25 protein-coding genes and 1 pseudogene are annotated in these 23,013 nt (G+C 67.0%); 14 read left to right on the forward strand and 12 right to left on the reverse strand.

What is annotated here, in order from left to right:
* Window positions 1-12: 12 nt before the first annotated feature.
* Window positions 13-804: a hypothetical protein gene (locus tag ACN2C8_RS01490; RefSeq protein WP_419254040.1), complete on the reverse strand. Its 792-nt coding sequence runs from the start codon at window positions 802-804 to the stop codon at window positions 13-15.
* A 144-nt stretch (window positions 805-948) separates the two neighbouring features.
* On the opposite strand from ACN2C8_RS01490, the gene ACN2C8_RS01495 reads away from it, so the two are divergent.
* The 3 genes and pseudogenes from ACN2C8_RS01495 (at window position 949) to ACN2C8_RS01505 (ending at window position 4,621) form a co-directional block, all read left to right on the forward strand.
* Window positions 949-1,650 (forward strand): TMEM175 family protein, encoded by a 702-nt coding sequence (locus ACN2C8_RS01495; RefSeq protein WP_419254041.1) that lies wholly within the window; start codon window positions 949-951, stop codon window positions 1,648-1,650.
* Between the two features lie 53 nt (window positions 1,651-1,703).
* Complete coding sequence (locus ACN2C8_RS01500) at window positions 1,704-2,294, forward strand: DUF1579 domain-containing protein (RefSeq protein ID WP_419254042.1); 591 nt, start codon at window positions 1,704-1,706, stop codon at window positions 2,292-2,294.
* 447 nt (window positions 2,295-2,741) lie between these two features.
* Window positions 2,742-4,621 (forward strand): annotated as a pseudogene (locus tag ACN2C8_RS01505) (methyl-accepting chemotaxis protein).
* 59 nt (window positions 4,622-4,680) lie between these two features.
* Here the strand turns inward: ACN2C8_RS01505 and ACN2C8_RS01510 are convergent.
* The 4 genes from ACN2C8_RS01510 to ychF form a co-directional block, all read right to left on the reverse strand.
* Window positions 4,681-5,358: a dienelactone hydrolase family protein gene (locus ACN2C8_RS01510; RefSeq protein ID WP_419254043.1), complete on the reverse strand. Its 678-nt coding sequence runs from the start codon at window positions 5,356-5,358 to the stop codon at window positions 4,681-4,683.
* Window positions 5,359-5,360: 2 nt separating this feature from the next.
* A complete protein-coding gene (locus ACN2C8_RS01515) occupies window positions 5,361-6,056 on the reverse strand; it encodes a dienelactone hydrolase family protein (protein ID WP_419254044.1) in 696 nt (231 codons plus the stop codon).
* Window positions 6,057-6,066: 10 nt separating this feature from the next.
* Window positions 6,067-6,765: a hypothetical protein gene (locus tag ACN2C8_RS01520; protein WP_419254045.1), complete on the reverse strand. Its 699-nt coding sequence runs from the start codon at window positions 6,763-6,765 to the stop codon at window positions 6,067-6,069.
* A 95-nt stretch (window positions 6,766-6,860) separates the two neighbouring features.
* Window positions 6,861-7,961, reverse strand: coding sequence for a redox-regulated ATPase YchF (gene ychF / locus ACN2C8_RS01525; protein WP_419254046.1), 1,101 nt, complete (start codon window positions 7,959-7,961; stop codon window positions 6,861-6,863).
* 119 nt (window positions 7,962-8,080) lie between these two features.
* Here ychF and ACN2C8_RS01530 point away from each other — a divergent pair, with 119 nt between their 5' ends.
* The 3 genes from ACN2C8_RS01530 to ACN2C8_RS01540 all read left to right on the forward strand — a co-directional run bounded on the left by ACN2C8_RS01530 (window position 8,081) and on the right by ACN2C8_RS01540 (window position 11,467).
* On the forward strand, window positions 8,081-8,911 hold the full coding sequence (locus ACN2C8_RS01530; RefSeq protein ID WP_419254047.1) for a pirin family protein: 831 nt from the start codon (window positions 8,081-8,083) through the stop codon (window positions 8,909-8,911).
* Between the two features lie 163 nt (window positions 8,912-9,074).
* Window positions 9,075-10,280: a saccharopine dehydrogenase C-terminal domain-containing protein gene (locus tag ACN2C8_RS01535; RefSeq protein WP_419254048.1), complete on the forward strand. Its 1,206-nt coding sequence runs from the start codon at window positions 9,075-9,077 to the stop codon at window positions 10,278-10,280.
* Between the two features lie 2 nt (window positions 10,281-10,282).
* Complete coding sequence (locus ACN2C8_RS01540) at window positions 10,283-11,467, forward strand: carboxynorspermidine decarboxylase (RefSeq protein ID WP_419254049.1); 1,185 nt, start codon at window positions 10,283-10,285, stop codon at window positions 11,465-11,467.
* 3 nt (window positions 11,468-11,470) lie between these two features.
* Here ACN2C8_RS01540 and pth read toward each other — a convergent pair whose 3' ends face one another.
* The 4 genes from pth to ACN2C8_RS01560 all read right to left on the reverse strand — a co-directional run bounded on the left by pth (window position 11,471) and on the right by ACN2C8_RS01560 (window position 15,099).
* The gene (gene pth / locus ACN2C8_RS01545) at window positions 11,471-12,091 is read right to left on the reverse strand and encodes an aminoacyl-tRNA hydrolase (RefSeq protein WP_419254050.1); all 621 of its coding nucleotides are present in this window, start codon (window positions 12,089-12,091) and stop codon (window positions 11,471-11,473) included.
* Between the two features lie 93 nt (window positions 12,092-12,184).
* Entirely contained in the window at window positions 12,185-12,781 is a 597-nt protein-coding gene (locus ACN2C8_RS01550) for a 50S ribosomal protein L25/general stress protein Ctc (protein ID WP_419254051.1), read from the reverse strand.
* Window positions 12,782-12,935: 154 nt separating this feature from the next.
* Window positions 12,936-14,024, reverse strand: a complete 1,089-nt coding sequence (locus ACN2C8_RS01555; RefSeq protein WP_419254052.1) for a hypothetical protein — start codon at window positions 14,022-14,024, stop codon at window positions 12,936-12,938.
* 136 nt (window positions 14,025-14,160) lie between these two features.
* Window positions 14,161-15,099: a ribose-phosphate pyrophosphokinase gene (locus tag ACN2C8_RS01560; RefSeq protein ID WP_419254053.1), complete on the reverse strand. Its 939-nt coding sequence runs from the start codon at window positions 15,097-15,099 to the stop codon at window positions 14,161-14,163.
* A gap of 204 nt (window positions 15,100-15,303) precedes the next feature.
* On the opposite strand from ACN2C8_RS01560, the gene ACN2C8_RS01565 reads away from it, so the two are divergent.
* Complete coding sequence (locus tag ACN2C8_RS01565) at window positions 15,304-15,516, forward strand: ParD-like family protein (RefSeq protein WP_419254054.1); 213 nt, start codon at window positions 15,304-15,306, stop codon at window positions 15,514-15,516.
* Window positions 15,513-16,259, forward strand: a complete 747-nt coding sequence (gene map / locus ACN2C8_RS01570; protein WP_419254055.1) for a type I methionyl aminopeptidase — start codon at window positions 15,513-15,515, stop codon at window positions 16,257-16,259. Before ACN2C8_RS01565 ends, map begins: the two co-directional genes overlap by 4 nt.
* 25 nt (window positions 16,260-16,284) lie before the next feature.
* On the opposite strand, the gene pgeF is transcribed toward map, so the two are convergent.
* Genes pgeF through lgt form a run of 3 tightly spaced genes read right to left on the reverse strand, consistent with a single transcriptional unit; the run spans window position 16,285 to window position 19,136 of the window.
* Window positions 16,285-17,070 carry a peptidoglycan editing factor PgeF gene (pgeF, locus tag ACN2C8_RS01575; RefSeq protein WP_419254056.1) on the reverse strand — a complete coding sequence of 262 codons (786 nt, stop codon included), beginning with the start codon at window positions 17,068-17,070 and terminating at the stop codon, window positions 16,285-16,287.
* Window position 17,071: 1 nt separating this feature from the next.
* Window positions 17,072-18,253, reverse strand: a complete 1,182-nt coding sequence (locus tag ACN2C8_RS01580) for a class I SAM-dependent methyltransferase (RefSeq protein ID WP_419254057.1) — start codon at window positions 18,251-18,253, stop codon at window positions 17,072-17,074.
* Window positions 18,240-19,136: a prolipoprotein diacylglyceryl transferase gene (gene lgt, locus ACN2C8_RS01585; RefSeq protein ID WP_419254058.1), complete on the reverse strand. Its 897-nt coding sequence runs from the start codon at window positions 19,134-19,136 to the stop codon at window positions 18,240-18,242. Before lgt ends, ACN2C8_RS01580 begins: the two co-directional genes overlap by 14 nt.
* A gap of 114 nt (window positions 19,137-19,250) precedes the next feature.
* On the opposite strand from lgt, the gene ACN2C8_RS01590 reads away from it, so the two are divergent.
* From ACN2C8_RS01590 to ACN2C8_RS01615, 6 genes are all read left to right on the forward strand, one after another.
* The gene (locus ACN2C8_RS01590) at window positions 19,251-19,517 is read left to right on the forward strand and encodes an accessory factor UbiK family protein (RefSeq protein WP_419254059.1); all 267 of its coding nucleotides are present in this window, start codon (window positions 19,251-19,253) and stop codon (window positions 19,515-19,517) included.
* A 131-nt stretch (window positions 19,518-19,648) separates the two neighbouring features.
* Complete coding sequence (locus tag ACN2C8_RS01595) at window positions 19,649-20,155, forward strand: YbjN domain-containing protein (protein WP_419254060.1); 507 nt, start codon at window positions 19,649-19,651, stop codon at window positions 20,153-20,155.
* Window positions 20,156-20,370: 215 nt separating this feature from the next.
* Entirely contained in the window at window positions 20,371-21,162 is a 792-nt protein-coding gene (proC, locus tag ACN2C8_RS01600) for a pyrroline-5-carboxylate reductase (protein ID WP_419254061.1), read from the forward strand.
* A gap of 85 nt (window positions 21,163-21,247) precedes the next feature.
* Window positions 21,248-21,499: a hypothetical protein gene (locus ACN2C8_RS01605; RefSeq protein ID WP_419254062.1), complete on the forward strand. Its 252-nt coding sequence runs from the start codon at window positions 21,248-21,250 to the stop codon at window positions 21,497-21,499.
* A 29-nt stretch (window positions 21,500-21,528) separates the two neighbouring features.
* A complete protein-coding gene (locus ACN2C8_RS01610) occupies window positions 21,529-22,380 on the forward strand; it encodes an SPFH domain-containing protein (RefSeq protein ID WP_419255781.1) in 852 nt (283 codons plus the stop codon).
* 60 nt (window positions 22,381-22,440) lie between these two features.
* Window positions 22,441-22,983 carry a TetR family transcriptional regulator gene (locus tag ACN2C8_RS01615; RefSeq protein WP_419254063.1) on the forward strand — a complete coding sequence of 181 codons (543 nt, stop codon included), beginning with the start codon at window positions 22,441-22,443 and terminating at the stop codon, window positions 22,981-22,983.
* Window positions 22,984-23,013: the final 30 nt, after the last annotated feature.

Here is a 23,013-nt window from a genome sequence, read left to right on the forward strand (position 1 = left end):
CGACCGAAAAGATCAGGGCCTGGCGGTAACGCCGGGCCCTTTTTCTTTGGGCTCTGCGGGTGTCAGCCACAGCCGGCCCGCCTGGGCGTCGAGGCGCAGGCGATAGTCCGACAGGATCGCCACGCCCACGGCGCCCGCCACGCCAGGGGGCAGGTCGCCGGCCCGCACGGCCGCAACGCGCTGCCGCAGGCGGCCGTCCAGCGACAGGCCGGCCAGCACGCCGGCGGGTGTCTGGCGGGGGCCATCGGCGTCGCCGCGCGCCCGCACCCCGCCGTTCGAGGCCGTATCGAGCGCGAAGGCTCCGGTCAGGCTGGCGAAGCCGTCAGAGGCCGTGGCCCGCACGGTCGGCACGCCGCCCACCACGGTCACGGCCAGGGCGGGGCCGCCGGGCCTGTCGGCCCAGCCCGGGGCCTCCAGCCGCAGGCGGCAGGGTGAAAAGTCGATGACCACCACATAGCGGTCCAGGATATCGGCTCCGATCACGCCGGCGATGGGTGCCACGAAGCCGACGCCGCGATAGTCCAGGTCGCTGACCAGGATCGGCGCGGCCTCCACTCGCTGCCCGGCCAGCCGCACCGGCAGGGTGAGGTCGAGCTCGGCATAGCCGCTCATCTGGGCCTTGGTATTGTGCAGCAGGGTGCGTGGCGCCGACAGGTCGATCACGAAGTCGCCGGCCATGTCGGCGATGGCGGCCGGGGCGACGATGGCGCCGTTCTCGAACCAGCAGGCGGTTTCGCCGGCCACGGCGGGGCCTGCCGCCGCCAGCGACAGGATCAACAGCAGGGCGGTGGCTGAGCGACGCATGCGGCGATCCTAGCCAAGCCTTTCGCGCTCGGCGACAGGCGTAAGCATCGGCGAGGCCGATGGCGGCGAAATGGCGGCAGCGGGTCACCAGTGGACACCGGCCCGAACGGCGCCATCATTGTTTTTTCCTGGGGAGGGGTGACGGTGACCGAGGACGAACGCGAACACGAGACGGCCAAGCGGCTGGACGCCTTTGTCGACGCTGCCTTCGCCTTCGCGGTGACCCTGCTGGTCATCGCCGGCGCAGAGGGACCGCCCAGCCTGGCCGCACTGGGCGCGGCCATGGGCCGCATTCCGGCCTCGCTGGGCGCCTTCGTCCTGATTGCCATGTTCTGGATGGCCTATCGCGACTTTGGCCGTATCGCGCCACGCCGTGACGCGTGGGCCAGCCTCAACGGCCTGGCCATCGTCTTTGTGGTCCTGGTCTATGTGTTCCCCCTGCGCATGCTGTTGGAGTCCGGCTTCGTCTGGATCTCGGGCGGCCGCCTGCCGGGCGAGGTGATCATCCACATCCTGGGTGATCTTCGGATGCTGTTTCGGGTCTATGGCATGGGCTTTGTCGTCCTGGCCGGGCTGTTCGTCACCCTCTTCGCCCACGCCGCCCGCTCGCCCGAAAAGCTGGGGGTCAACGCCGCCGACGCGGCCATGGCCGCCAGCGTGGCCCAGATCTGGATCATCGTGGCCAGCGGAGGCCTGCTGTCGGCCCTGCTGACCTTCGCGCCGCTACAGTTCGCGCCGTGGCTGCCGGGCATGGCCTATTGGGCGATCCCGCTGGGCATTGGCGCAAGAAGCCTGATCCTGAGCAGGGCCACCCGCGCCCGCGCCCGCGCCGCCAAGACGGATTGACGACAAGAACTTTGTATATCAAAGTTAATGGGTCGCCCTTTCGGAGATCCGCCATGTTCCGTCCGTTCGCTTCCCTCGCCGTCCCCCTCGCGGCGGCTGTCGCGATCTTCGCCGCGGCGCCGGCTCTGGCGCAGATGCCGCCCGACCCCGCTCCGCGTCTGGCCGCCCAAAAGCAGGCGATGGGCAAGCTGGCGGCGATGGACGGCGTGTGGCGCGGTCCGGCCTGGACCATCATGGCGGACGGCAAGAGGCACGAGGTCATCCAGACCGAACGGATCGGTCCGCTGCTGGACGGCACGGTGAAAGTCCTCGAGGGGCGCGGCTACCAGGCCGATGGATCGACCGGCTTCAACGCCTTCGGCGTCATCTCCTACGAGCCCGCGACCGACGCCTTTACCCTGCACTCCTACGCCATGAGCCAGAAGGGCGACTTCAGCCTGAAACCGACGGCTGACGGCTATGTCTGGGAGATCCCGGCCGGACCGATGATCATCCGCTACACCGCCGTCATCAAGGGCGACGCCTGGCGCGAGATCGGCGAGCGGGTGATGCCGGGCCGACCCCCGATGCAGTTCTTCGAGATGAACCTCAAGCGGGTCGGCTACAGCGCCTGGCCGACTGCGGGAGCGATAGCGCCCAAATAGCATGAGCCAGGGGGCGGACAGATCCGGCATTCGAGGACCGGCAATTGCTCTAGGGTGCGCGCCGCGTCGCGGCTAGAGTCTCCAAAATAGAAAAGACCACCTGCAAATATTATAGACCGGTTCATGTGCTTTTCGTGGCCAGATATCAAATATCTAGAGTTCTAAGCGCAAAACTATAGCTTGTTCAAATATTCGAAATTAAGCTTCATATGTTGGAAATTAACTACGCATTAATACAAATAATCGGTGTGACGGACTGATTCTGCATAACTTTTTTTGCGCTACACATGCGACAGTCTGTCCTGAACGGCGAAAGTTAGGAGGACCTTAGGACTCCGACGAGCACTGGTCTCGTCAGGTCCCCCTGTAGAGAATAGCGTCGCCATGCTCCCGAACTTGAAGATAGGTCAGCGCCTCGTCATCGGCTTCGGCATCATTCTCTTGATGATGGCAGGCATTGGCCTGGTGGCTCAGGGCCGCCTCAATGCGATCGACCGCAGCCTCACAACGATCAACGACGTCAACAGCGCCAAACAGCGGTTCGCCATCAATTTCCGCGGCAGCGTGCATGACCGCGCCATCAGCCTTCGCGACGTCATCCTGGTCAGCGACGCTGGCGAGCTTGACGCGGCGATCGCCACCATAGAGCGCCTTGAGGCCGCTTATGACAAATCGGCCGCTCCGCTTGATGCGCTCATGGCCAAGGGCGTTGGCGTGACCCCCGAAGAGACCGCCATCCTGGACAGCATCAAGGCGACCCAGGCCGAGGGCCTGCCGCTGATCTCAGAAGTGATCCGACTCCAGAAGGCCGGTGAGGCCGACGCCGCCAAGGCGCTTCTGATTCAGAGCGCAAGGCCCATGTTCATGGTCTGGCTGAAACAGATCAATGCGTTCATCGACCTGCAAGAGGCCAAAAACAAGGTCATCGGTTCGCAAGTCCACCACATGGCGGCTAGCTTTGTGTGGCTGAACCTCGCGATCTGCGGCGGGGCGTTGATCCTGGGTGTCGCCGTGGCGGCGTGGTCCGCCCGCGCCGTCAAGCCGCTCGGCGCCCTGACAACGGTGATGGGAAAGCTCGCCTCGGGCGACCTGTCCGTCTCCGTCCCGTCGCTGGGACGCACGGACGAGGTCGGCGAGATGGCCAAGGCCGTACAGGTCTTCAAGGAGGCCGGCGCCAGGACCCTGCGCCTGGAGCAGGAGAACGCCGACGCGCGTCAGCTGACCGACAGTGAACGCGCGGCCCGCCAAAAGACCGACGCTGAAATGGCCCGCACACAGGCCCGGGTCGTCGAGGATGTCGCGTCGGGCCTGGCGCAACTCTCCGCCGGCAATCTTGTCTATCGCCTGACCGCCAGCTTCGCGCCTGAGTACGAGAAGCTGCGCGCCGATTTCAATGCTGCAATGACGACCCTGCAGGACACGATGAAGATCGTGTCTGGCAATACCACCACCATCCAGGCGGGCGCAGCCGAGATTTCCGTGGCGTCGCAAGACCTGTCGCGGCGGACAGAGCAGCAGGCGGCCAGTCTGGAAGAGACCGCTGCGGCGCTCGATCAGATCACCGCCACGGTGCGCAAGACCGCCGAAGGTTCGGAACACGCCCGCACCGTGGTCGGCCTGGCCAAGTCCGCCGCCGAACAGTCTGGCGACGTGGTCCAGAACGCGGTCGCCGCCATGGGCGGGATCGAGAAATCGTCCCAGGAAATCAGCCAGATCGTCGGCGTGATCGACGAGATCGCCTTCCAGACCAACCTCCTGGCCCTGAACGCCGGTGTTGAAGCGGCGAGAGCCGGCGAGGCCGGTCGCGGCTTCGCCGTTGTCGCCCAGGAAGTCCGGCCCTGGCCCAGCGGTCGGCCGGCGCGGCCAAGGAGATCAAGGCCCTGATCTCCAACTCGGACCAGCAGGTGAGGGCCGGCGTGGAACTCGTCGGCGAGACCGGCAAGGTCTTGAGCCGGATCGTGGTTCAGGTGGGCGAGATCAACGACATTGTCGTCGTTATCGCCGCGTCCGCCCAGGAGCAGGCCACAGCGCTGAACGAGGTCAACTCGTCCATCAACCACATGGATCAGGTGACCCAGCAGAACGCGGCCATGGTTGAAGAGGCCACCGCCGCCAGTCTCAGCATGTCGCAGGAAGCCGAAGGGCTGGCGCGTGTGGTTGGCCGCTTCGAGGTCGGCCAGGAGACTCCGGCCCAGAGAGGCGCCGCCCGGACGCCCTCTCGCCCTTCAGCCGCCATATCGGTCATGAAGACCACGGGCTACGGCGGCGCCGCGCGCAAGCCCGCGCCGATGGCACGCGTCGGTACCGATAGCTGGAAAGAATTCTAGAGCGCCTGCCGACCTGATGGCTTCAATCGGGTCGGACCTGATTGAGCCTGTCGCTTCGCTCAGGCCTCGCCCCGGTTGCCGCCGCCCCGCTGGAACAGTTGCAGGGTACGCAGCATGGCCAGCCGGGCGCTGTCGGCGTGGTAGCCGTTGGGGGCCACGAAGGCGTGACCGGCGTCGTACCGCCAGACCGGAAGGTCGGGATGAGCGGCCTGGATGGCCTCGACATCGGCCGGGGGTATCAGCGGGTCGGTCTTGCCGAAATGCAGGGCGGTGGGGACGGTCGGAACCTCCCCGATAAACTGTACGATGTCGCCGCCATAAAAACTGGATACACCCGATAAACCGGCGCAGCGGGCGGCGGCCAGCCAGGCGGTCGTGCCGCCATAGCAGAAGCCCATGGCGAACACCGGACCGTCCAGGGCGTCGATACAGGCCTGGACGCGGGGCAGGGCGCTCAGGCCCCAGCCGGTGGCCTGCCCCATGGCCATGCGCTGATCCAGGATCGCCGGCTCGGTATTGGCTTCGGGAAAGGGCGCGTCGGCAGCGTCGAACAGGGCCGGGGCGATCACTTCATAGCCCTGCTGGGCCAGGGTGTCTGACAGCTCGCGGATATGCGGCGTCACGCCCCAGATGGCGTGCAGAATGACCAGACCGCCGCGCCGGGCGTCCTGATGCGGCGCGTGCCAGGCGCTGAAAGGCGCGCCGTCGCGCGTGGCCAGGGCGATGGGGCCGCCCATGCTCAGGCCGGCTCGGCGGGGGCGCTGTTGGCGAGGAACAGGTCCAGGGTCCGCTGGCGCGCTGCTAGCGCGTCGGCGAGGTCGGAGTCGGGCCGGCCGTCATTGTTGAAGCCGTGGCCGCTGGCCTCGTAGATGTGCACCGCAACCTCGGGGTGGGCGGCGGCGATCGCGGCCTGGACCTCGTCGGCGGGGATATGCGGATCCTTGCGGCCCAGATGGACGATGACCGGGCAGGAGAGCGCGAACTTCGCCATCCCCGCCACCTGGCCGCCATAGTAGCTGGCGGCGGCCGACAGGCCCTTGCAGCGTGACGCCGCCAGCCAGGCCATGGTGCCGCCGTAGCAGTAGCCGACGATGAACACCGGGCCGCGCGGGGCCAGAAAGTCGATACAGGCCTGGATGTCGCCCATGGCGTTGCCGGGGCCGTTGGCCTTGGCATATTTCACGCCGGCCTCGAACCCTTCAGGGTCGTGGTCGGCGACGAAGCCCAGTTCCTGCCGGTCGAACATCGAGGGCGCGACCACCTCGAAGCCCTGATCAACCCAGCGCGCCACGTCCTCATGGACATAGCGATCCAGGCCGAAGATCTCCTGGATCACGATCACCCCGCCCCTGCGCGGCCCTTGGGCATGGGCGTGGGCGGCAGTGAAGACGAAGCCGTCATGGACGGCGGTCAGGGTCAGCCGGTCGGTGGTCATCTGCGGCCGATCAACCTTTTTCAGGTTTCAGAGCGCAAACACCCGCGCCGCTGGCCTTGGCGCGGGCGCAGGACATCGCCTGCAGACCGGCTTTCGACCTGGGCTGGGGCGCATCGATGATGTAGCCAGCGCCGCCTTCGCACAGCGCTTCGTAGCGCGAGATCGGCGGATCGCCGCCGCCCCCCAGATAGGCGGCGTTGGTTGGCTTGCAGGTCAGGCCGGCCTTGCTGGCCAGGGTGGCGACGCCGGCGATCGAGCCAATATTGGCCGCCAGGCGACAGGTCGCCAGCTTGCCCTTGGCGGCCTTTTCCGAGGCGGCCAGGGCCAGGCAGTCATAGGCGCTGACCGTGTCGCCGCTCTTGGACACGATCCAGCCGAAGTCGTCCTTGCAGGCCACTTCATAGCTGACGGTGCGCTTGCCGCCCTTGACGCTTTCCTTGACGACGCCCGCCGTGGACTGGTCGCAGGTGACGCCGGCCTCGGCGGTCAGTTCGCGCGCCGCCCGCTGTTGCAGGGGGTTGCCGGGTTCAAGCGTCTTGCCGCCTTCATTGGCCGCCTGATAGCGGCCCATGGTGTAGGTCGGGGTCACGGCGCGGGGCCCGGTGACATTGGCCGACGGCGCGGCGGAACCGCGGGTGGCGCCAGCGGCCTGGGCGAGGGCGCTGCCAGCGACCATGGCGAAGGCGAGCGAGAGGATCAGTTTTTTCATGTTTCGGCCCCTGAACTTGAGGCCGGACAATGGCGCCGCAGCCTGACGCCGTCGAGCCCCGGAAAATGATGCTCTCCGAGGCCCGATCAGGACGATCAGACGTTGAACCGGAAGTGCATCACGTCGCCGTCCTTGACGATGTATTCCTTGCCTTCGGCCTTCATCTTGCCGGCCTCCTTGGCGCCGTTCTCGCCGCCCAGGGCGATGAAGTCCTCGAAGGCGATGGTTTCGGCGCGGATATAGCCCTTCTCGAAGTCGGTATGGATGACGCCGGCCGCCTGCGGGCCGGTGTCGCCGACGTGGATGGTCCAGGCGCGGGCTTCCTTGGGGCCGACCGTGAAATAGGTCTGCAGGTTCAGAAGCTTGTAGGCCTCGCGGATCAGGCGGTTGAGGCCCGGCTCTTCAAGACCCAGGGTTTCCAGGAACTCGCTGCGCTCCTCGGCGTCCAGGAGGGCGATCTCGCTCTCGATCTGGGCCGAGATGACCACGCTCTTGGCGTTGTCCTTGGCGGCGCGTTCGGCCACCAGGTCGCTGAAGGCGTTGCCCTTGTCGGCGCTGCCTTCGTCGACATTGCAGACATACAGGGCCGGCAGCGAAGTCAGCAGCTGCAGCATGTGCCAGGCTTTTTCGTCGTCGGCGTCGATCTTGGCGGTGCGGGCCGGGCGGCCTTCGCGCAGCAGGGCCAGGGCGATATTGGCCAGACGCAGGGTGTTGGCGCTGTCCTTGTCGGCGCCGACCTTGGCGCGTTTCTCAAGGGCCGGAACGCGCTTTTCCAGGCTTTCCAGGTCGGCCAGCATCAGCTCCATCTCGACGATCTCGAGATCGCTGGTCGGGTCGATGCGGCCTTCGACGTGGACGATGTCGCCGTCCTCGAAGCAGCGGGCCACGAAGGCCACGGCGTCGCAGTCGCGGATATTGGCCAGGAACTGGTTGCCCAGGCCCTCGCCCTTGGACGCGCCGCGCACCAGGCCGGCGATGTCGACGAAGGTGATCCGGGCCGGGATGATTTCCTTGGAGCCGCTGATCTTGGCCAGGGCGTCCAGGCGCGGCTCGGGCACGGCCACCTCGCCGGTATTGGGCTCGATCGTGCAGAACGGATAGTTGGCGGCCTGGGCCGACGCCGTCTGGGTCAGGGCGTTGAACAGGGTGGACTTGCCGACATTGGGCAGGCCGACGATGGCGACTTTAAGGGCCATGGATCTCTCGTGAATTTCGTTGGGCGCGACCTAGCACGGATCGGCGGCGAACGCGAAGGGCGGGGTCTTGCCTCACCTATAACCGCCCCCGATATCAGGGTTGGAACAGGAGCCGTTGTATGAGCCTTCGACCCGTCGTGAAGATCGTGAAGGGCGTCCCCGCCTCGGATGGCGACGGCGTGCGCCTGACCCGGATGCTGGGCACGGCGGAGGCCCAGATGTTCGATCCGTTCCTGATGCTGGACTGTTTCGACAACGACCAGGCGTCGGACTATATGGGCGGCTTTCCCGACCATCCGCATCGCGGCTTCGAGACCGTGACCTACATGCTGGAAGGCCGGATGCGGCACCGCGACAATACCGGCCGCGAAGGGATCATCGGTCCCGGCGGCATCCAGTGGATGCGGGCCGGGCGCGGTATCGTCCATTCCGAGATGCCCGAGCAGAGCGAAGGCCGGATGCGCGGCTTTCAGTTGTGGGTGAACCTGCCTGCCAGGCTGAAGATGAGCGCGCCCGGCTATTCGGAATTCGAGAGCGACGCGATCCCGGTCGAGGCCCGTGACGGCGGCGTGACGGTCAAGGTAATCTCGGGCGTCACCGACGCCGGCACCGCCGGTCCGATCGGCGGCGGCGCTGTGGACGCGCTCTATTTCGACATCGTGCTGCCGGCCGGGACGCGGTTCCAGGAGCCTGTCGGCGACGATCGCAACGCCATGCTGGCGGTCTATGAGGGCCAGGTCCGGGTGTCCGGCGGCAAGGTCGATGCGCTGTCGGGCGTGTTTCTGGGCAAGGGCGACACGGTGCTGGTCGAGGCGATTACCGACGCCCGCGTGCTGCTGCTGGCCGGCCGGCCGATCGCCGAGCCGGTGTTCTGGCACGGACCGTTCGTGATGAACTCGCGCGACGAGATCGTGCAGGCCTTCGAGGATTTCCAGAGCGGCAAGTTCTGAGGACGAACAGCGGCCTGCGCGCCGATAGGGGCATAGACGGTAGAGAACCGTCGCAGCTTCTGCTTAAGGGGTGTTAGCGGACTCGTTGTCCTCGTGATATGACCCCGGCCCCCTCTTTCAGGCGTTAGACTGACAGAGGCTACAGGCGTTAGGAGAAGCCCAAATGAGCAGGGTGCTGGTTATCGGTGCTGGCGGTGTTGGTTCGGTCGCTGTCCACAAGATGGCGATGAATGCGGACGTGTTTTCGCACATCACGCTGGCCAGTCGCACCAAGTCGAAATGCGACGCCATCGCCGCATCGGTGAAGTCGCGCACCGGCGTGACCATCGACACGGCCGCGCTGGACGCCGACGACGTCGCCGCCACCACGGCGATGCTCCGGGCGGTCAAGCCCGAACTCGTGGTCAATCTGGCCCTGCCCTATCAGGACCTCAACATCATGGACGCCTGCCTGGCGGCCGGGGTGAACTATCTCGACACGGCCAATTACGAGCCGCGCGACGAGGCCAAGTTCGAATACAGCTGGCAGTGGGCCTATCAGGACCGCTTCCGGGAAGCCGGTCTGATGGCGCTGTTGGGCAGCGGCTTTGACCCGGGCGTGACCTCGGTGTTCACCACCTACACCAAGAAGCACCTGCTGGACCGGATCGACACGCTCGACATCCTGGACTGCAACGGCGGCGACACGGGCCTGCCCTTCGCCACCAACTTCAATCCCGAGATCAATCTGCGCGAAGTGACCGCCCCGTCGCGGCACTGGGAAAACGGCGCCTGGGTCGAAGGCCCGGCGCTGAGCCACAAGCAGGTGTTCGACTTCGACCAGGTCGGCGAGAAGAACATGTACCTGATGTATCACGAGGAACTTGAGTCCCTCGTGAAGTTCTATCCCGAGATCCAGCGCATCCGCTTCTGGATGACCTTTGGCGACAGCTACCTCAAGCACCTGGAAGTGCTGGGCAATATCGGCATGATCAGCATCGAGCCGATGATGTTCCAGGGCCGCGAGATCATCCCGATCGAGTTCCTCAAAGCCCTGCTGCCCGAGCCCTCGTCGCTGGGCCCGATCACCAAGGGCAAGACCAATATCGGCACGATCGCCACGGGGATGAAGGACGGCAAGGCGCGCACCGTCTACGTCAACAACATCTGCGATCACGAAGCAGCCTATGCCGAGACCAACAACCAGGCGGTCAGCTACACCACGGGCGTTCCGGCCATGATCGGCGCGGCCCTGATGCTGACCGGCCAGTGGAAGGGCGCGGGCGTGTTCAACATGGAACAGCTGGATCCCGATCCGTTCATGGACATGCTGAACAAGCACGGCCTGCCCTGGAAGGTCCAGGACCTGGCGGCCCCGCTGGCGTTCTAGACATGGAAACCAAGGCCGCCGGCCCCGGCGCTTTCGCCCGCTTTGACCTGACCCGCGTCCCGTCGCCCTGTTTCGTGGTCGACGAGGTCGCGGTGCGGCGCAACCTGGCCATGCTCAAGGCCGTGGGCGACGGGTCGGGCGCCAAGGTGCTGCTGGCGCTGAAGGCATTCTCGATGTGGTCGCTGGCCGGCGTGGTCGGCGAATATCTCGACGGCGTCTGCGCTTCGGGCCTGTGGGAAGCGCGGCTGGCCCGCGAGTTCTATAGCGGCCACCTGACCACCTACTCGCCGGCCTACAAGCGCGAGGATCTGCCGGCGATCCTGCGCATCTCCGACTCGGTGATCTTCAACACGCCCGACCAGATCGTGCGGTTTGCCGATCTGATCGCGGCGGCGCGGGCGGCGGGCGATGTGTTCGACATCGGCCTGCGCCTGAACCCCGAGCACAGCGAGGCCGAGGTCGCCAAGTACGATCCCTGCCAGCGCGGCTCGCGGTTGGGCTTCCCCGTATCGCAGTTGCGCCCCGAGCATCTGCAGGGCGTCGACGGGCTGCACATCCATACCCTGTGCGAACAGGATTTCGAGCCGCTGCGCCGGGTCTGGGCGTCGGTGGAGCCGAGGCTGGAAGGGTTGCTGGGCCAGCTGAAGTGGCTGAACCTGGGCGGCGGCCACCATGTCACCCGCGCCGACTATCAGACCGCCGACCTGATCGCCTTCCTGGCCGGCATCGGCCAGCGCCACGGGCTGCAGGTCTATATCGAGCCCGGCGAGGCCATAGCCCTCGACGCCGGCATACTGGTCGGCGAGATCCTCGACACCTTCGACAACAGCGTGCCCGTCGCCATCACCGACATCTCGGCCACCTGCCACATGCCCGACGTCATCGAGGCGCCCTATCGGCCGGCGATGCTGGGCGAGGTCGATGTCGAGGGCGGGGGCGGCGTGACCATGCGGATCGGCGGCCCCTCGTGCCTGGCCGGCGACATCATCGGCGACTACGGCTTTGCGACGCGGCCGGTTCCGGGCCAGCGCATCGCCTTCCTGGACCAGGCGCACTATTCGATGGTCAAGACCAACACCTTCAACGGCGTGCCCCTGCCGGCCATCGCCCTGTGGAACAGCGACAGCGACGCCCTGCAGATGGTGCGGGAGTTTGACTATGCCGAGTTCCGCGACCGGCTGTCCTGAAGATCAGTCGTCTGACTTGGTCGGCTTCTTGGGGTCGGACTTGGGTGAGGGCGCCAGGCGCATGACCTCGGCCTGATAGCGCTCGTCCTCGCCCGCCGCCGCAAAGGGCAGGGCGTCGCAGACCGCGTCCAGCAGCGGGTCCAGCCACTGGTGCTCGACCTTGTGAAAGTCGCCCAGCACGTAGTGCATGACCATGGCCTTGTCGCCCGGATGGCCCACGCCGATGCGGCCGCGCCGGAAGGCGTCGCCGACCTGGCTGGTGATCGAGCGGATGCCGTTATTGCCCGCCGCCCCCCCGCCGGCCTTCATCCGGAAGCGGCCGGGGGCCATGTCGATCTCGTCGTGGAACACGATGACGTCGGCCGGCGTCAGCTTGAAGAACTTCATCGCCTCGCCAACGGCGCGGCCGCTCTCGTTGTAATAGGTCTTGGGCTTGAGCAGCAGCAGCTTGACCGGGCCGTTCGGTGTCGAGACCGAGCCTTCGCAAGCCAGGCCCTGAAAGCGCGCGCGCCACGGCCCTGTGCCCCAGCGCCGGGCCAGGGCGTCGACCGCCATGAAGCCGACATTGTGCCGGTTCTTCTCGTACTTGGCCTCGGGATTGCCGAGACCGGCCAGGATCAGCATTGCTTCAATCCACGCGGGAAGCTCAAACGAAAAACGGGCGGGCTTGATAAGCCCGCCCGTCTCGATAGTCGATCGGACAACCGACCCGAAGCCTTAGGCGGCGGTGGTGTCGCCTTCGCCCGATTGCGACGCGGCCGAGGCCTTGACGTTGGCGATCACGAAGTCGCGGTCCATGGCGGTCTTGACGCCTTCCGGCAGCTTGACTTCCGAGATGCGGATGACGTCGCCGATGTCGTGGCCGGCCAGGTCGATGACCAGTTCTTCGGGGATCTGGTCGGCCGGGCAGGCCAGCTCGACGGTGTGACGGATGATTTCCAGCGTGCCGCCCTTCTTCAGGCCGACCGAGGTTTCGTGGTTCTTGAAGTGAACCGGAACTTCGATCTTGATCAGCTGGTGCTCGCTGACGCGGAACAGGTCGAAGTGGACCGGCTCGTCGGTGACAGCGTGGAATTGCACGGCCTTGGCGATGACCGACTGCTTCTCTTCGCCGTACTGCAGGGTGACCAGGTGGCCGAGCAGCTTGCCGGTGAAGAGCGCCTTGCGGAATTCGTTGCCCTTGACCGCGATGTTCACGGGAGCCTTGCCGCCGCCGTACAGGACGCCGGGGACCTTGCCGCTGCGGCGGGTTTCGCGAGCGCCGCCGGTGCCGGCGCGTTCACGCAGTTCAACGTTCAGAATGATGTCAGCCATGGTGTTCTCTCTGGAGAGCCGGTGCTCTCGAAATGCAAAATCGCCGCACAGGACTGGATTGTCCCGCTCGGTCGACGTTTTTAGGGTGGGGCTACATACACAGAAGGGCCGGGCGATGCAACGCCCGGCCCCTCCAGGTCCGTTGAGGCGCAGCCTATTTCCGGGTCGCGGGCTTCTTGGCGGCGGCCTTGGCGTTCTTGGAGTTGCGGCCGGCCCCGCCGCCCTGGGCGATCGAGGCCTTTTCCGGCATGGCGCGCGGCGGCGGCGGCGGTTCGACCGGCATCGGCGTGCCCGAAGCCTTGATCACGCACTGGCCGGTATCCATCAGGATGTGCTGACCCAGGCAAAAGACGTCTTCGTAGTGCGGCTTGGAGACGGCCAGGCACTGATAGAGGTTCAGCTTGCCCATGTTCAGGCACATGGCCGAGTTGGGTTCGGCCATCACCGCCTCGATGGTGGCCAGGTTCTCGTCACCAGCCGCGCCCAGAGCCGCCAGGGCGGCCACGGCCAGGCCGCGAACGACCACCGGTGAATAGGGTCCGGAGGCCGCGCGCGGCGTCAGGGTCAGGGGCTGGGCGCCGACCGAGGCCTGCTGCAGGGCGGCGACGTCGCTGGTGTCGCCAAGGGCCGGGATCGCCGACATGGTCTTGGCATAGGCCAGGCGCACGTCGCGGTCGGGCACAGAGGCCTTGGACCAGGACGAGTGCTGCACGTCATAGGCGGCCTGTTTGACGGCCTTGCCGGCGGTGAAGACCTTCAGGCCCTCGGCACCCAGGGTGTCGATGACCAGGCCGGCGGCGGTGTCGCTGCCCTTGAAGCCGACGGCATAGGCCGGATCGGCGACCAGCTGGGCGATCACCTGCTGGCGCTGCACCGGATCGGCCGCGAAGCTGCGCACGTCGCCGACAAAGGCCGGATCCTGCAGGGCGATGACAGCGGCATAGGCGATGACGCCCGACAGCAGCTGCTTGGGCTCATAGGCCACGGCGACCTTCAGCGAGGACTGGATCTGTTCGCCGTTCTGGAACTTGGGATCGATGGCGCCGGCCCGGGCCATGTAGCCGCGGTAGGCGCTGGCGCGCTCCACCAGGACATTGGACAGGGTGATCGGCGGCGGCGCGGGCGGCGCGACGACCACGGGCGGCGGCGGCGGGGCAGGCGGGGTCTCGCAGCCGGCCACCACGGTGGTCAGTGCAACGGCGGCCGTCAGCAATACGGCGCGCGCACGCGAAAAGATGGGCATTCCGGGCAACTTCCCCATGGGTCTGATGTCCGCGAATAGCATCCGCGGCAGGCGGTATTGTGACACTCAGTCCCTTAACCAGCCTTTGACAAGCGTGGCCGCAAGCGGCTTCGCCCAGAGGGTGAGAAGTCGGGGATCAGTCGAACAGCTTGGAGACCGACTCTTCGTTGGCGATCCGGCGGATCGCTTCGCCGATCAGCGGGGCGCACGAGACATAGCGGATCTTCGGGCAGGCCTTGACCGGATCGGAGGCCTCGATCGAGTCGGTGACCACCAGCTCGGTCAGCACCGAATTGGTGACCCGTTCGGCGGCTGCGCCCGACAGCACTCCGTGGGTGACATAGGCGCTGACCGAGATCGCGCCCTGGGCCACCAGCGCGGCGGCGGCATTGCACAGCGTGCCGGCCGAGTCGGCGATGTCGTCAAACAGGATGCAGCGGCGGCCCGAAACGTCGCCGATGATGTTCATCACCTCAGACTGGCCGGGGCCCGAGCGGCGCTTGTCGACGATGGCCAGGTCGGCGTCGTTCAGGCGCTTGGCCAGGGCCCGGGCCCGCACCACGCCGCCGACGTCGGGCGAGACCACCATCAGGTCGTCGCTGATCGAATAGTTGCGGATGATGTCGTCGGCCAGCAGGCGCGAGGGCAGCAGGTTGTCGGTCGGGATGTCGAAGAAGCCCTGGATCTGGCCGGCGTGCAGATCCATGGTCAGGACGCGATCGGCGCCCGAGCGGGTGATCAGATTGGCGACCAGCTTGGCCGAGATCGGCGTGCGGCCGCCGGTTTTGCGGTCCTGGCGGGCATAGCCGAAATAGGGGAGGACGGCGGTGATCCGCTTGCCAGACGCGCGCTTCAGCGCGTCGATGCAGATCAGCAGTTCCATCAGGTTGTCGTTGGCGGGATAGCTGGTCGACTGCAGGACGAACACATCCTCGCCGCGCACGTTCTCGTCGATGGTGACGAACACCTCCAGGTCAGCGAACCGGCGCACCTGGGCGCGGGTCAGCGGCATGTCGAGATACTCGGCGATGGCCTGGGAAAGCGGGCGGTTCGAGTTGCCGGACAGCAGCTTCATGGGGTCGCTCGGGGCAGGGGGTGCGCGTTGCGGGGCTTCTAGCAGTGATCGGCCCCGGAGCAAGACCTTAACGGCCCGCATGACGGATCGGTGACGTTTTGTGGCTTTCGCGCCGATCGCTGAGACGCGGGCCGCCACCCGGTTGCCATCAGTCACCCTCGAATATATGAAACATATACGAATCATACGTTTGTGGGGTGCGTGGTGGGTATCGTCAATATCGAGGATGAGCTGCACGAGCGGCTGCGACGCGCGAGCAAGGCGTCCTATCGGTCGATCAACGCCCAGGCGGCGTTCTGGATCAAGATCGGCATGCTCTGCGAGCTGAACCCTGGCCTAACCTTCCAGGAGCTTGTGGCGCGCGAGCTTCAGGACGCGGGCGTCGACACCCCTGATCTTGTCGGCGCTCCGACATGACCATCGAGACAGAGGACGAGCTCGAGAAGCTGCGCATCATTGGCGCCCTGGCGGCCCGCACCCTGGCCGCTATGGGCCAGGCGCTGGAGCCCGGCATGACCACCAAGGCGCTGGACGACTACGGTCGCGCCCTGCTGGAGAAGGAGGGCGCGCGTTCAGCGCCTGAGCTCAGCTACAATTTCCCTGGCGCGACCTGTATTTCGGTGGGACCCGACTGCGCGCACGGCATACCGGACGATACGGTGATCAAGGCGGGCGACCTGATCAACATCGACGTCTCGGCCGAGCTGGATGGCTTTTTTGGCGACACGGGCGCCAGCTTCGCGGTGCCACCGACCAGCAAGCGCATCGAGCGCCTGTGCCGCGACGGCCGTCGGGCGATGTGGGCCGGCATCCGGGCCGTCAAGCCAGGAGCCCGCCTGAACGAGGTCGGCCGCTCCATCGAGGCCTTCGCCCAGAAGAACGGCTATAGTCTGGTCCGCAACCTGGCCAGCCATGGCGTCGGCCGTTCGCTGCACGACGAGCCGGCGGAAATTCCCACCTGGTATGAGCCGCGCGACCGCCGGACGATCCCGGAGGGCCTGGTCTTCACCATCGAGCCGTTCCTGTCGCTCGGCGCGGACTGGGTCGAGGAGCTGGATGACGGCTGGACGCTACGTCCGCCGGGGCGTCAGGCCACGGTGCAATACGAGCACACCCTGGTCGCGACCCGCCGGGGGCCGCTGATCCTGACGCTGGTCTGAGCTGGGATCGGTCAAGGCCGACCCGTCACCCCTCGATCGCGATCGCCGACAGCAGTCGCCCATAGTCGCCCTCGCCGTTCAGGAAGGCGCGGCGGTTGGAGAAGAACAGGGCTTCCTCGACGCGGGTGTCGTGGCCCACCCATTCGCGCTGCTCGATCCCGGCGGTGCGCAGGCGGTCCAGCACGAAGGCCGGCAGGTCGAACATCCGCTTGTCGTCGCTGGTGCCGGGCCGGAAGAAGTGGCCCGAACCCGGACTATCCGCCTCGAAGCGGTGCAGGAACTCCAGGCCGACCTCGTAGGAGTCGGGGCCGATGCAGGGGCCGACGGCGGCGACCATGCGTTCGGGATCACCGCCCAGCTCGACCATGCAGTCGACGGCGGCTTGCACCACGCCGTCCAGGGCTCCGCGCCAGCCAGCGTGGGCGGCGGCGACGATCTTGGCCTCGGGATCGACGATCAGCACCGGGGCGCAGTCCGCCGCCAGGGCGCCGCAGACCACCCCGGGGGTCTTGCTGACCACCGCGTCGCCCTCGGGCCGCACGTCGCCCCACGAGCCGTCTGCGACGATCGCGATGGTCGAATGGATCTGGTAGCAGGTGTTGAGATCTTCGGGCGCGACCCCGAACCAGCGGGCGGTGCGGGCCCGGTTCTCGATCACGTCGGCCGGCTCGTCCTTGCTGCCCCGCCCGACGTTCAGGCTGTCATAGATCCCGGTCGAGACCCCGCCCTGGCGGGTGAAGAAGGCGTGGCGTACGCCGGGCACGGCGGCCAGCAGCGGCGACTGGATGGTGGGCAGCGGGCTATGCGACATATCAGGCAACCTCGAAACCAGGCGGCGTGAAACCGGGCGCATGAAGGCACACGGCCTTGAACAACGCGCCCATCTGCGCCTGACCGGTCAGACGATCAAGCTGTCTTGCGATCTGGTCGGCGCGATCGGGGCGGGCGGCGGCCAGGGCCTGGGCCCGCGCCTCGATGCCCAGCATCGCCAGAAAGACCGCCTGCTGCAGGATCGGCCCGGCTTTCGCACCGGCTTCGACGCCGGCTGCCAGCACAGCGGGGAAGTCGGCCCAGACGGTCAGGTCGGCCTGGCCGGGGCTCTTCAGCGGGTCGACCTTGCGGTGGTCCTGCAGGGCCTGCAGCGTGTCGCCCGGACCGGCTGTGTCGCGGCCATAGTCGATCAGCAGCGCCGCGCCGCCGTCGGTGGCGACCCGGTGGCCGATCTCGGCGCCGAGGGCCTCCTGGGCGGGCGAGGATTCCAGGACGGCGCCGGGTGAATAGCCCCCTTCCCCCTTGATGGGGGAAGGGTTGGGGATGGGGGTGACTGCTGCGTCGGCTAGCGGAACGCCGCGTCCAGGATCGACCGCCGTAGTCACCCCCATCCCTGCCCTTCCCCCATCCGCCAACGGGAAGGGTTCTCTTGAGATGGCCTTCAACCCAAACGCCAGATCGCCCGCTTCATCCAGCCCGATCACCCGTTCGGCCCAGCCCGTCTCGGTGCGGATGAACTGCCGGGCCGGCAGGCAATCCAGCACCTCATTGGCGACCAGGATGATCGGCGCGCCGCCCGGCACGGCCTCTAGCCGGTCGGCCCACTGCGGCGAGGCGCCCGTCAGCCGCTGCGCCTGCAGCGCCCGCAGCGGCGGCGACACCTCGACCAGCCACAGGTCGGCGGCGGCGAGAAAGTCGGGCGCCAGCTTGGCCGCTCGCAGCAGGTCGCTGATCAGGGTTCCGTCGCCGGGGCCCATCTCGACCAGCCGGAACGGCGCGGGGCGGCCCATACGGATCCAGGTTTCCACCGCCCACAGGCCGATCAGCTCGCCGAACATCTGGCTGACCAGCGGGGCGGTGATGAAGTCACCCTTCGCCCCCAGGCCAGGACGGTTGGCGTAATAGCCGTCGCGCGGGTCGTGCAGGCAGCGGGTGAAATACTCGGCGACGCCGATCGGTCCGTCCTGGGCGATCTGCGCCTTCAGGCGATCAAGCAGGCTCATGAGCCTGGTCGGCCGGTTCGCGCAGGGCCTTCCACAGCAGCCAGATCCCGACCAGAAGCATGGGGATCGACAGGATCATCCCCATGGTCAGGCCTAAGGGGAAGTCGGGCATGCCTTCATCGGGATTGCGCACGTTCTCCAGCAGGGCGCGGAACAGGCCATAGCCGATCAGGAAGGTCCCGATCAGCGCGCCGCGGCGCTGCAGCCACTTTAGGTGATGGGTCGCCACCCAGAGCATGGCGAACAAAACCACGCCCTCGAGCGCGGCTTCATAGAGCTGGCTGGGATGGCGGGGGTCGGGACCGGCGGGGCAGCGTCCGCCATTGGCGGCCTGGATCGTCTGATTGCAGAAGATCACCCCGAACGGATGGTCGGTGACCCGGCCCCACAGTTCGCCATTGATGTAGTTGGCCACCCGGCCAAAGAACAGACCGATCGGCGCGACCGGCGCGATCAGGTCGCCCAGCTTCAGGACGTCGATCTTCTGCTGGCGGGCGAACAGGGCGATGGCCGCGCAGACGCCCAGGAAGCCGCCATGGAACGACATGCCGCCCTCCCAGATCTTGAAGGCCGCCAGCGGGTTGTCCATCAGGCCGCTGCGCTGGCCGTCGTTCATGAGCATGTAGAAGAGAATGTAGCCCAGCCGGCCGCCCAGGATGATGCCCAGGGTGATCCACAGGATCAGGTCGTCGATCTGCAGCGGCGTCGCCGTCGGCGTCCGCCCGTTCCAGACGGACGGGCTGTTGATCAGCCGGATGATATAGCGCCAGCCCAGCAGAATGCCGGCCACATAGGCCAGGGCGTACCAGCGGATCGCCAGCGGGCCCCATTGCAGGGCCAGCGGGCCCAGGTGCACGACCGGGTCGATATCGGGAAAGATCACGCGGCAGGCTCCGTTCTGGACAGATCGTCGCAGGCATAGCCGGTTCGGCCTTCGCTTTCACCCCCCGCTTACCATATAAGGATCATGGAAAAGCCGCCCGCACCTGGAACCTCGATGCACAGCCAGAACCCCTTCCTCGACGAATTCGCCAAGCTCACCCAGGCGGCCATGGGCATCGCCCAGACGGCCGGCGAGGAAGCCAAGACCGCCATGCGGGCCCAGGCGGATCGTCTGGCGGCCGAATTCGACCTGATCCGCCGCGAGGATTTCGAGGCGCTGAAGGCCGAGGTTGCAGCCCTGCGCGAGGAGGTTGCCGCGCTCAAGGCCAAGAAGCCCGCCGCCCCCAAGGCCGGCAAGACGTCGGCGGCAACAGGCGAATAGGCGAACGGTCTTTCGCTCTCGACGTGAAGGGGCTGTTACGCCGCTCGCGAACCAGATTAGACTCAACACGACGTAAGCGATTCATGGTGGGTCTCACGCCCGCCATCGCTCACGGGACGCGCAGGATTCCCATGGACGCCCAACCGGAAGACGACGACGTCCTGATGGCTCTCGACCCCCTTGAAGTGGTCGAGCATGTCCTGTCGGCCGAAAACCTGACCTTTGATCGCACCGACGACGGCGATCTGGCCTTCGCCCTGACCGGCGACTGGAAGGACTATGAGCTGTGGTTCGCCTGGCGGCCCGAGGCCGACTGCCTGCAGCTGTGCCTGTCGCTGGACCTGCGCGCGCCCAAGACCAAGCGCGCCAGCGCCTATGAGCTGCTGGCCATGATCAACCAGCGCGTCTGGCTGGGCCATTTCGAGGTCTGGACCGACGATGGCGAAGTGGTGTTCCGCCACGCCCTGGCCCTGCCGTCGGGCGAGCGTCCGACCATGGCCCAGGCCGCCTCGATGATCGACGCGGCCGTCGAGGCCGCCGACCGCTTTTATCCGGCCTTCGACTTCCTGCTCCAGGGCGCCAAGACCCCGGACGAGGCCATGGCCGCCTGCATGTTCGAGACGGTGGGTCAGGCTTAGGGCTTTAAATCCTTCTCCCCTTGCGGGAGAAGGTGACCTGCGAGGCAGGTCGGATGAGGGGTTTCCCCGCATCCGCCGCTGATTGGGTTGATGGACGCCGCCGTGCGACCCCTCATCCGTCGCGGAGTTTATCCTCGGGCGCGCGCTTGGCGCGACCCGGGGGCGACACCTTCTCCCGCAAGGGGAGAAGGGTGACGGCAGCGGAGCGTTCTTCCATGACCCCCATCCTCCTCCTCGGCGCCGGTCGCATGGGCGGCGCTCTGATCCAGGGCTGGCGCGAGGCCGGGGCCTTTTCCGCCGCTGACCTGATCGTTCGCGATCCAAACGTCGACGCCGCCGCCTTTGCGGGCGCTCTGGTCAATCCGCCGCTCGAAGCCCTGTCGGCCGCCAAGACCGTGCTGCTGGCCGTCAAGCCGCAGATCTGGCGCGAGGCGATCAGGGACGTCGTTCCCCACCTCGCCCCCGACGCCGTCATCGTCTCCATCGCCGCCGGGGTAAGCGCCGCCGACATCTCTGAAGCCTTCGGCGGCCGCGCCGTCGCCCGGGTGATGCCGACCACCGCTGTGGCCATCGGCCGGGGCACGGCCAGTGTCTATGCCGACACGGCGCAGGCGCTCGCCGTGGCTCACGCCCTGTTCGCGCCGGTCGCCACCGTGGTTGATCTCGACGACGAAGCCCTGATGCACGCCGCGACGGCGGTCTCGGGCTCGGCCCCGGCCTATCTCTACGCCTTCGTCGAGGCGCTTGAAGCCGCCGGCGCTGGGGCGGGCCTGGATCCAGCGGCGTCCGCCCAGCTGGCCCGCGCCACCATCATCGGCGCAGCGGCCCTGATGGAGGCCGGCGGCGAGGAGCCCTCCGAGCTGCGCAAACAGGTCACCTCGCCGGGCGGCACCACGGCAGCGGCGCTGGCGGTGCTGATGGGGCCAGGCGGGTTAGGCGATCTGCTGCCCAAGGCGCTGGCGGCGGCGATCGCGCGGTCGAAGGAACTGGGCGAGCAACCAGCCTGACCCGGACCTAACCAAAAAATCACTCGCCTGGCCTGACCGGCGCGATAGACTGACTAGGTGCCCCGCGCGTGTTGCTGGAGGACGAATGACCGACAGGCAGTACTTCAGCGTCGCCAAGGCGGTCGCCTATCTGATCCTGTTCATCGCCGCCGGTGTGGTGCTCCTGAGAGTGGTGATCGGTCCCCTGTGGGGATCGGCCTCGGACCTTGGCATGATCGGCGCGGTGCTGACGGCTGCGGCGGGCGTCCTGGGCATGGCCTGGCTCGGCCGCTTGATGGTTCGTGATGTTGCCAGGGGCCTTTCGCCCGACACCAGCCAAGAGATTTCCAAGCCATGAGCACTGTGTCCACCTTGCCCCGCAAGCCGATGACTCCGACCGCCCTACGCAACATTCTGGTCATTGCGGTCGGTGTGCTGGTTCTGCTGATGGGTGGCTGTCAGGTCCTGTCGCACAGCACCACGGTCGAGCCCGGCAATGTCGGGGTCAAGATCAAGACGCTGGGCTCGGGTGCGGGGGTCTCCAACGACGCCCTGCCGGCCCGCTGGTACTTCCGGGGCATCGGCGAGCGCATCGTGCAGTACCCGGTGATCCAGCGCACCTACAGCTACACCCGCGAGAAGGACGAGCGCGGCAACGAGAACGAGGAGATCACCTTCTCCGACAATACCGGTCTGCCGATGACGGCCGACGTCTCGGTGACCATGCAGGTCAATCCGGCCTCGGCGCCGAACCTCTACCAGACCTATCGCCTGACCTTCGACCAGTTGCTGGACGGCCCGATCCGCAACGACGTGCGCTCGGCCGTCGCGGCCGAGGCCGAAAAGGTCGGGGTCGAGACCCTGTATAGCGGTGGCCGCCAGGTGGTGATCCAGAAGGCTTTCGCCCGGGTCGCCGGCAAGTGGTCCAAGCACGGGGTGACGGTCTCGCAGATGGACTGGATCGGCTCGATCCGCTACCCGACCGCCGTCATCGACCAGATGCAACGCAAGACCCAGCTGGAGCAGGAGGCCTTGGCCGCCAAGGCGCTGGAAGCCAAGGAAACCGCCCTGGCCAACGCCGCCGTGGCCAAGGCCAAGGGCGAGGCTGAGGCCATCCGGATCAAGGGCGAGGCCCTGCGCTCCAATCCCCAGGTCCTGCAGCAGCAGGCGATCGAGAAGTGGGACGGGGTGCTGCCCAAGGTCACCGGCGCCTCGACGCCGTTCGTCAAGATCGACTGACGGTTCGCCGGGCGCGGGTCTCGCCTTGCCAGATCCGCGCCCGGTCTCCATCTGTTGGCCATGACCGCCGCTGAAGACATCCTCGACCGCGCCGCCGCCGCCGCCCTGGCCCTGGCGTCCGACAAGCCCTGGCATCACATCGCCCTGCGCGACATCGCCCTGAAGGCCGAGCTCCCGTTCGCCGAGCTGTACGCCCTGGCTTCGGGCAAGGGCGCGGTGCTGGCCCATCTGTCGACCCGCTTCGATCGCGCCGCCCTGGGCACCGTCTCGGCCGACGAGGCGACCTCGCACGACCGCCTGTTCGACGCCGCTATGGCGCGGCTGGAGGCCATGGAGCCGCACCGCGCGGCCCTGATCGCCATTGCCGCCTCGGAGGGCGTCGTGGTTTCGGCGTTGCGGTTCCCCAAGACGGCGCGGGCCATCCTTGAGGCCGGCGGGGTGGAAGCTACGCCGGTTCGGCTGGCGGCGATGACGGCGGTCTGGGCGCGCACGGTCCAGGTCTGGCGCGACGACGAGGGCGCGCTGAACCGTACGATGGCCGAGCTGGACAAGCGGCTCAAGCAGATGGCTGAGCGGCTCTCGAAGATCGGGGCGGGGTTTTGATGCTCCCCCGCTGGGGGAGCTGTCGCGGAG

The organism is Caulobacter sp. ErkDOM-C, from assembly GCF_048541825.1.
Taxonomy (GTDB): domain Bacteria; phylum Pseudomonadota; class Alphaproteobacteria; order Caulobacterales; family Caulobacteraceae; genus Caulobacter.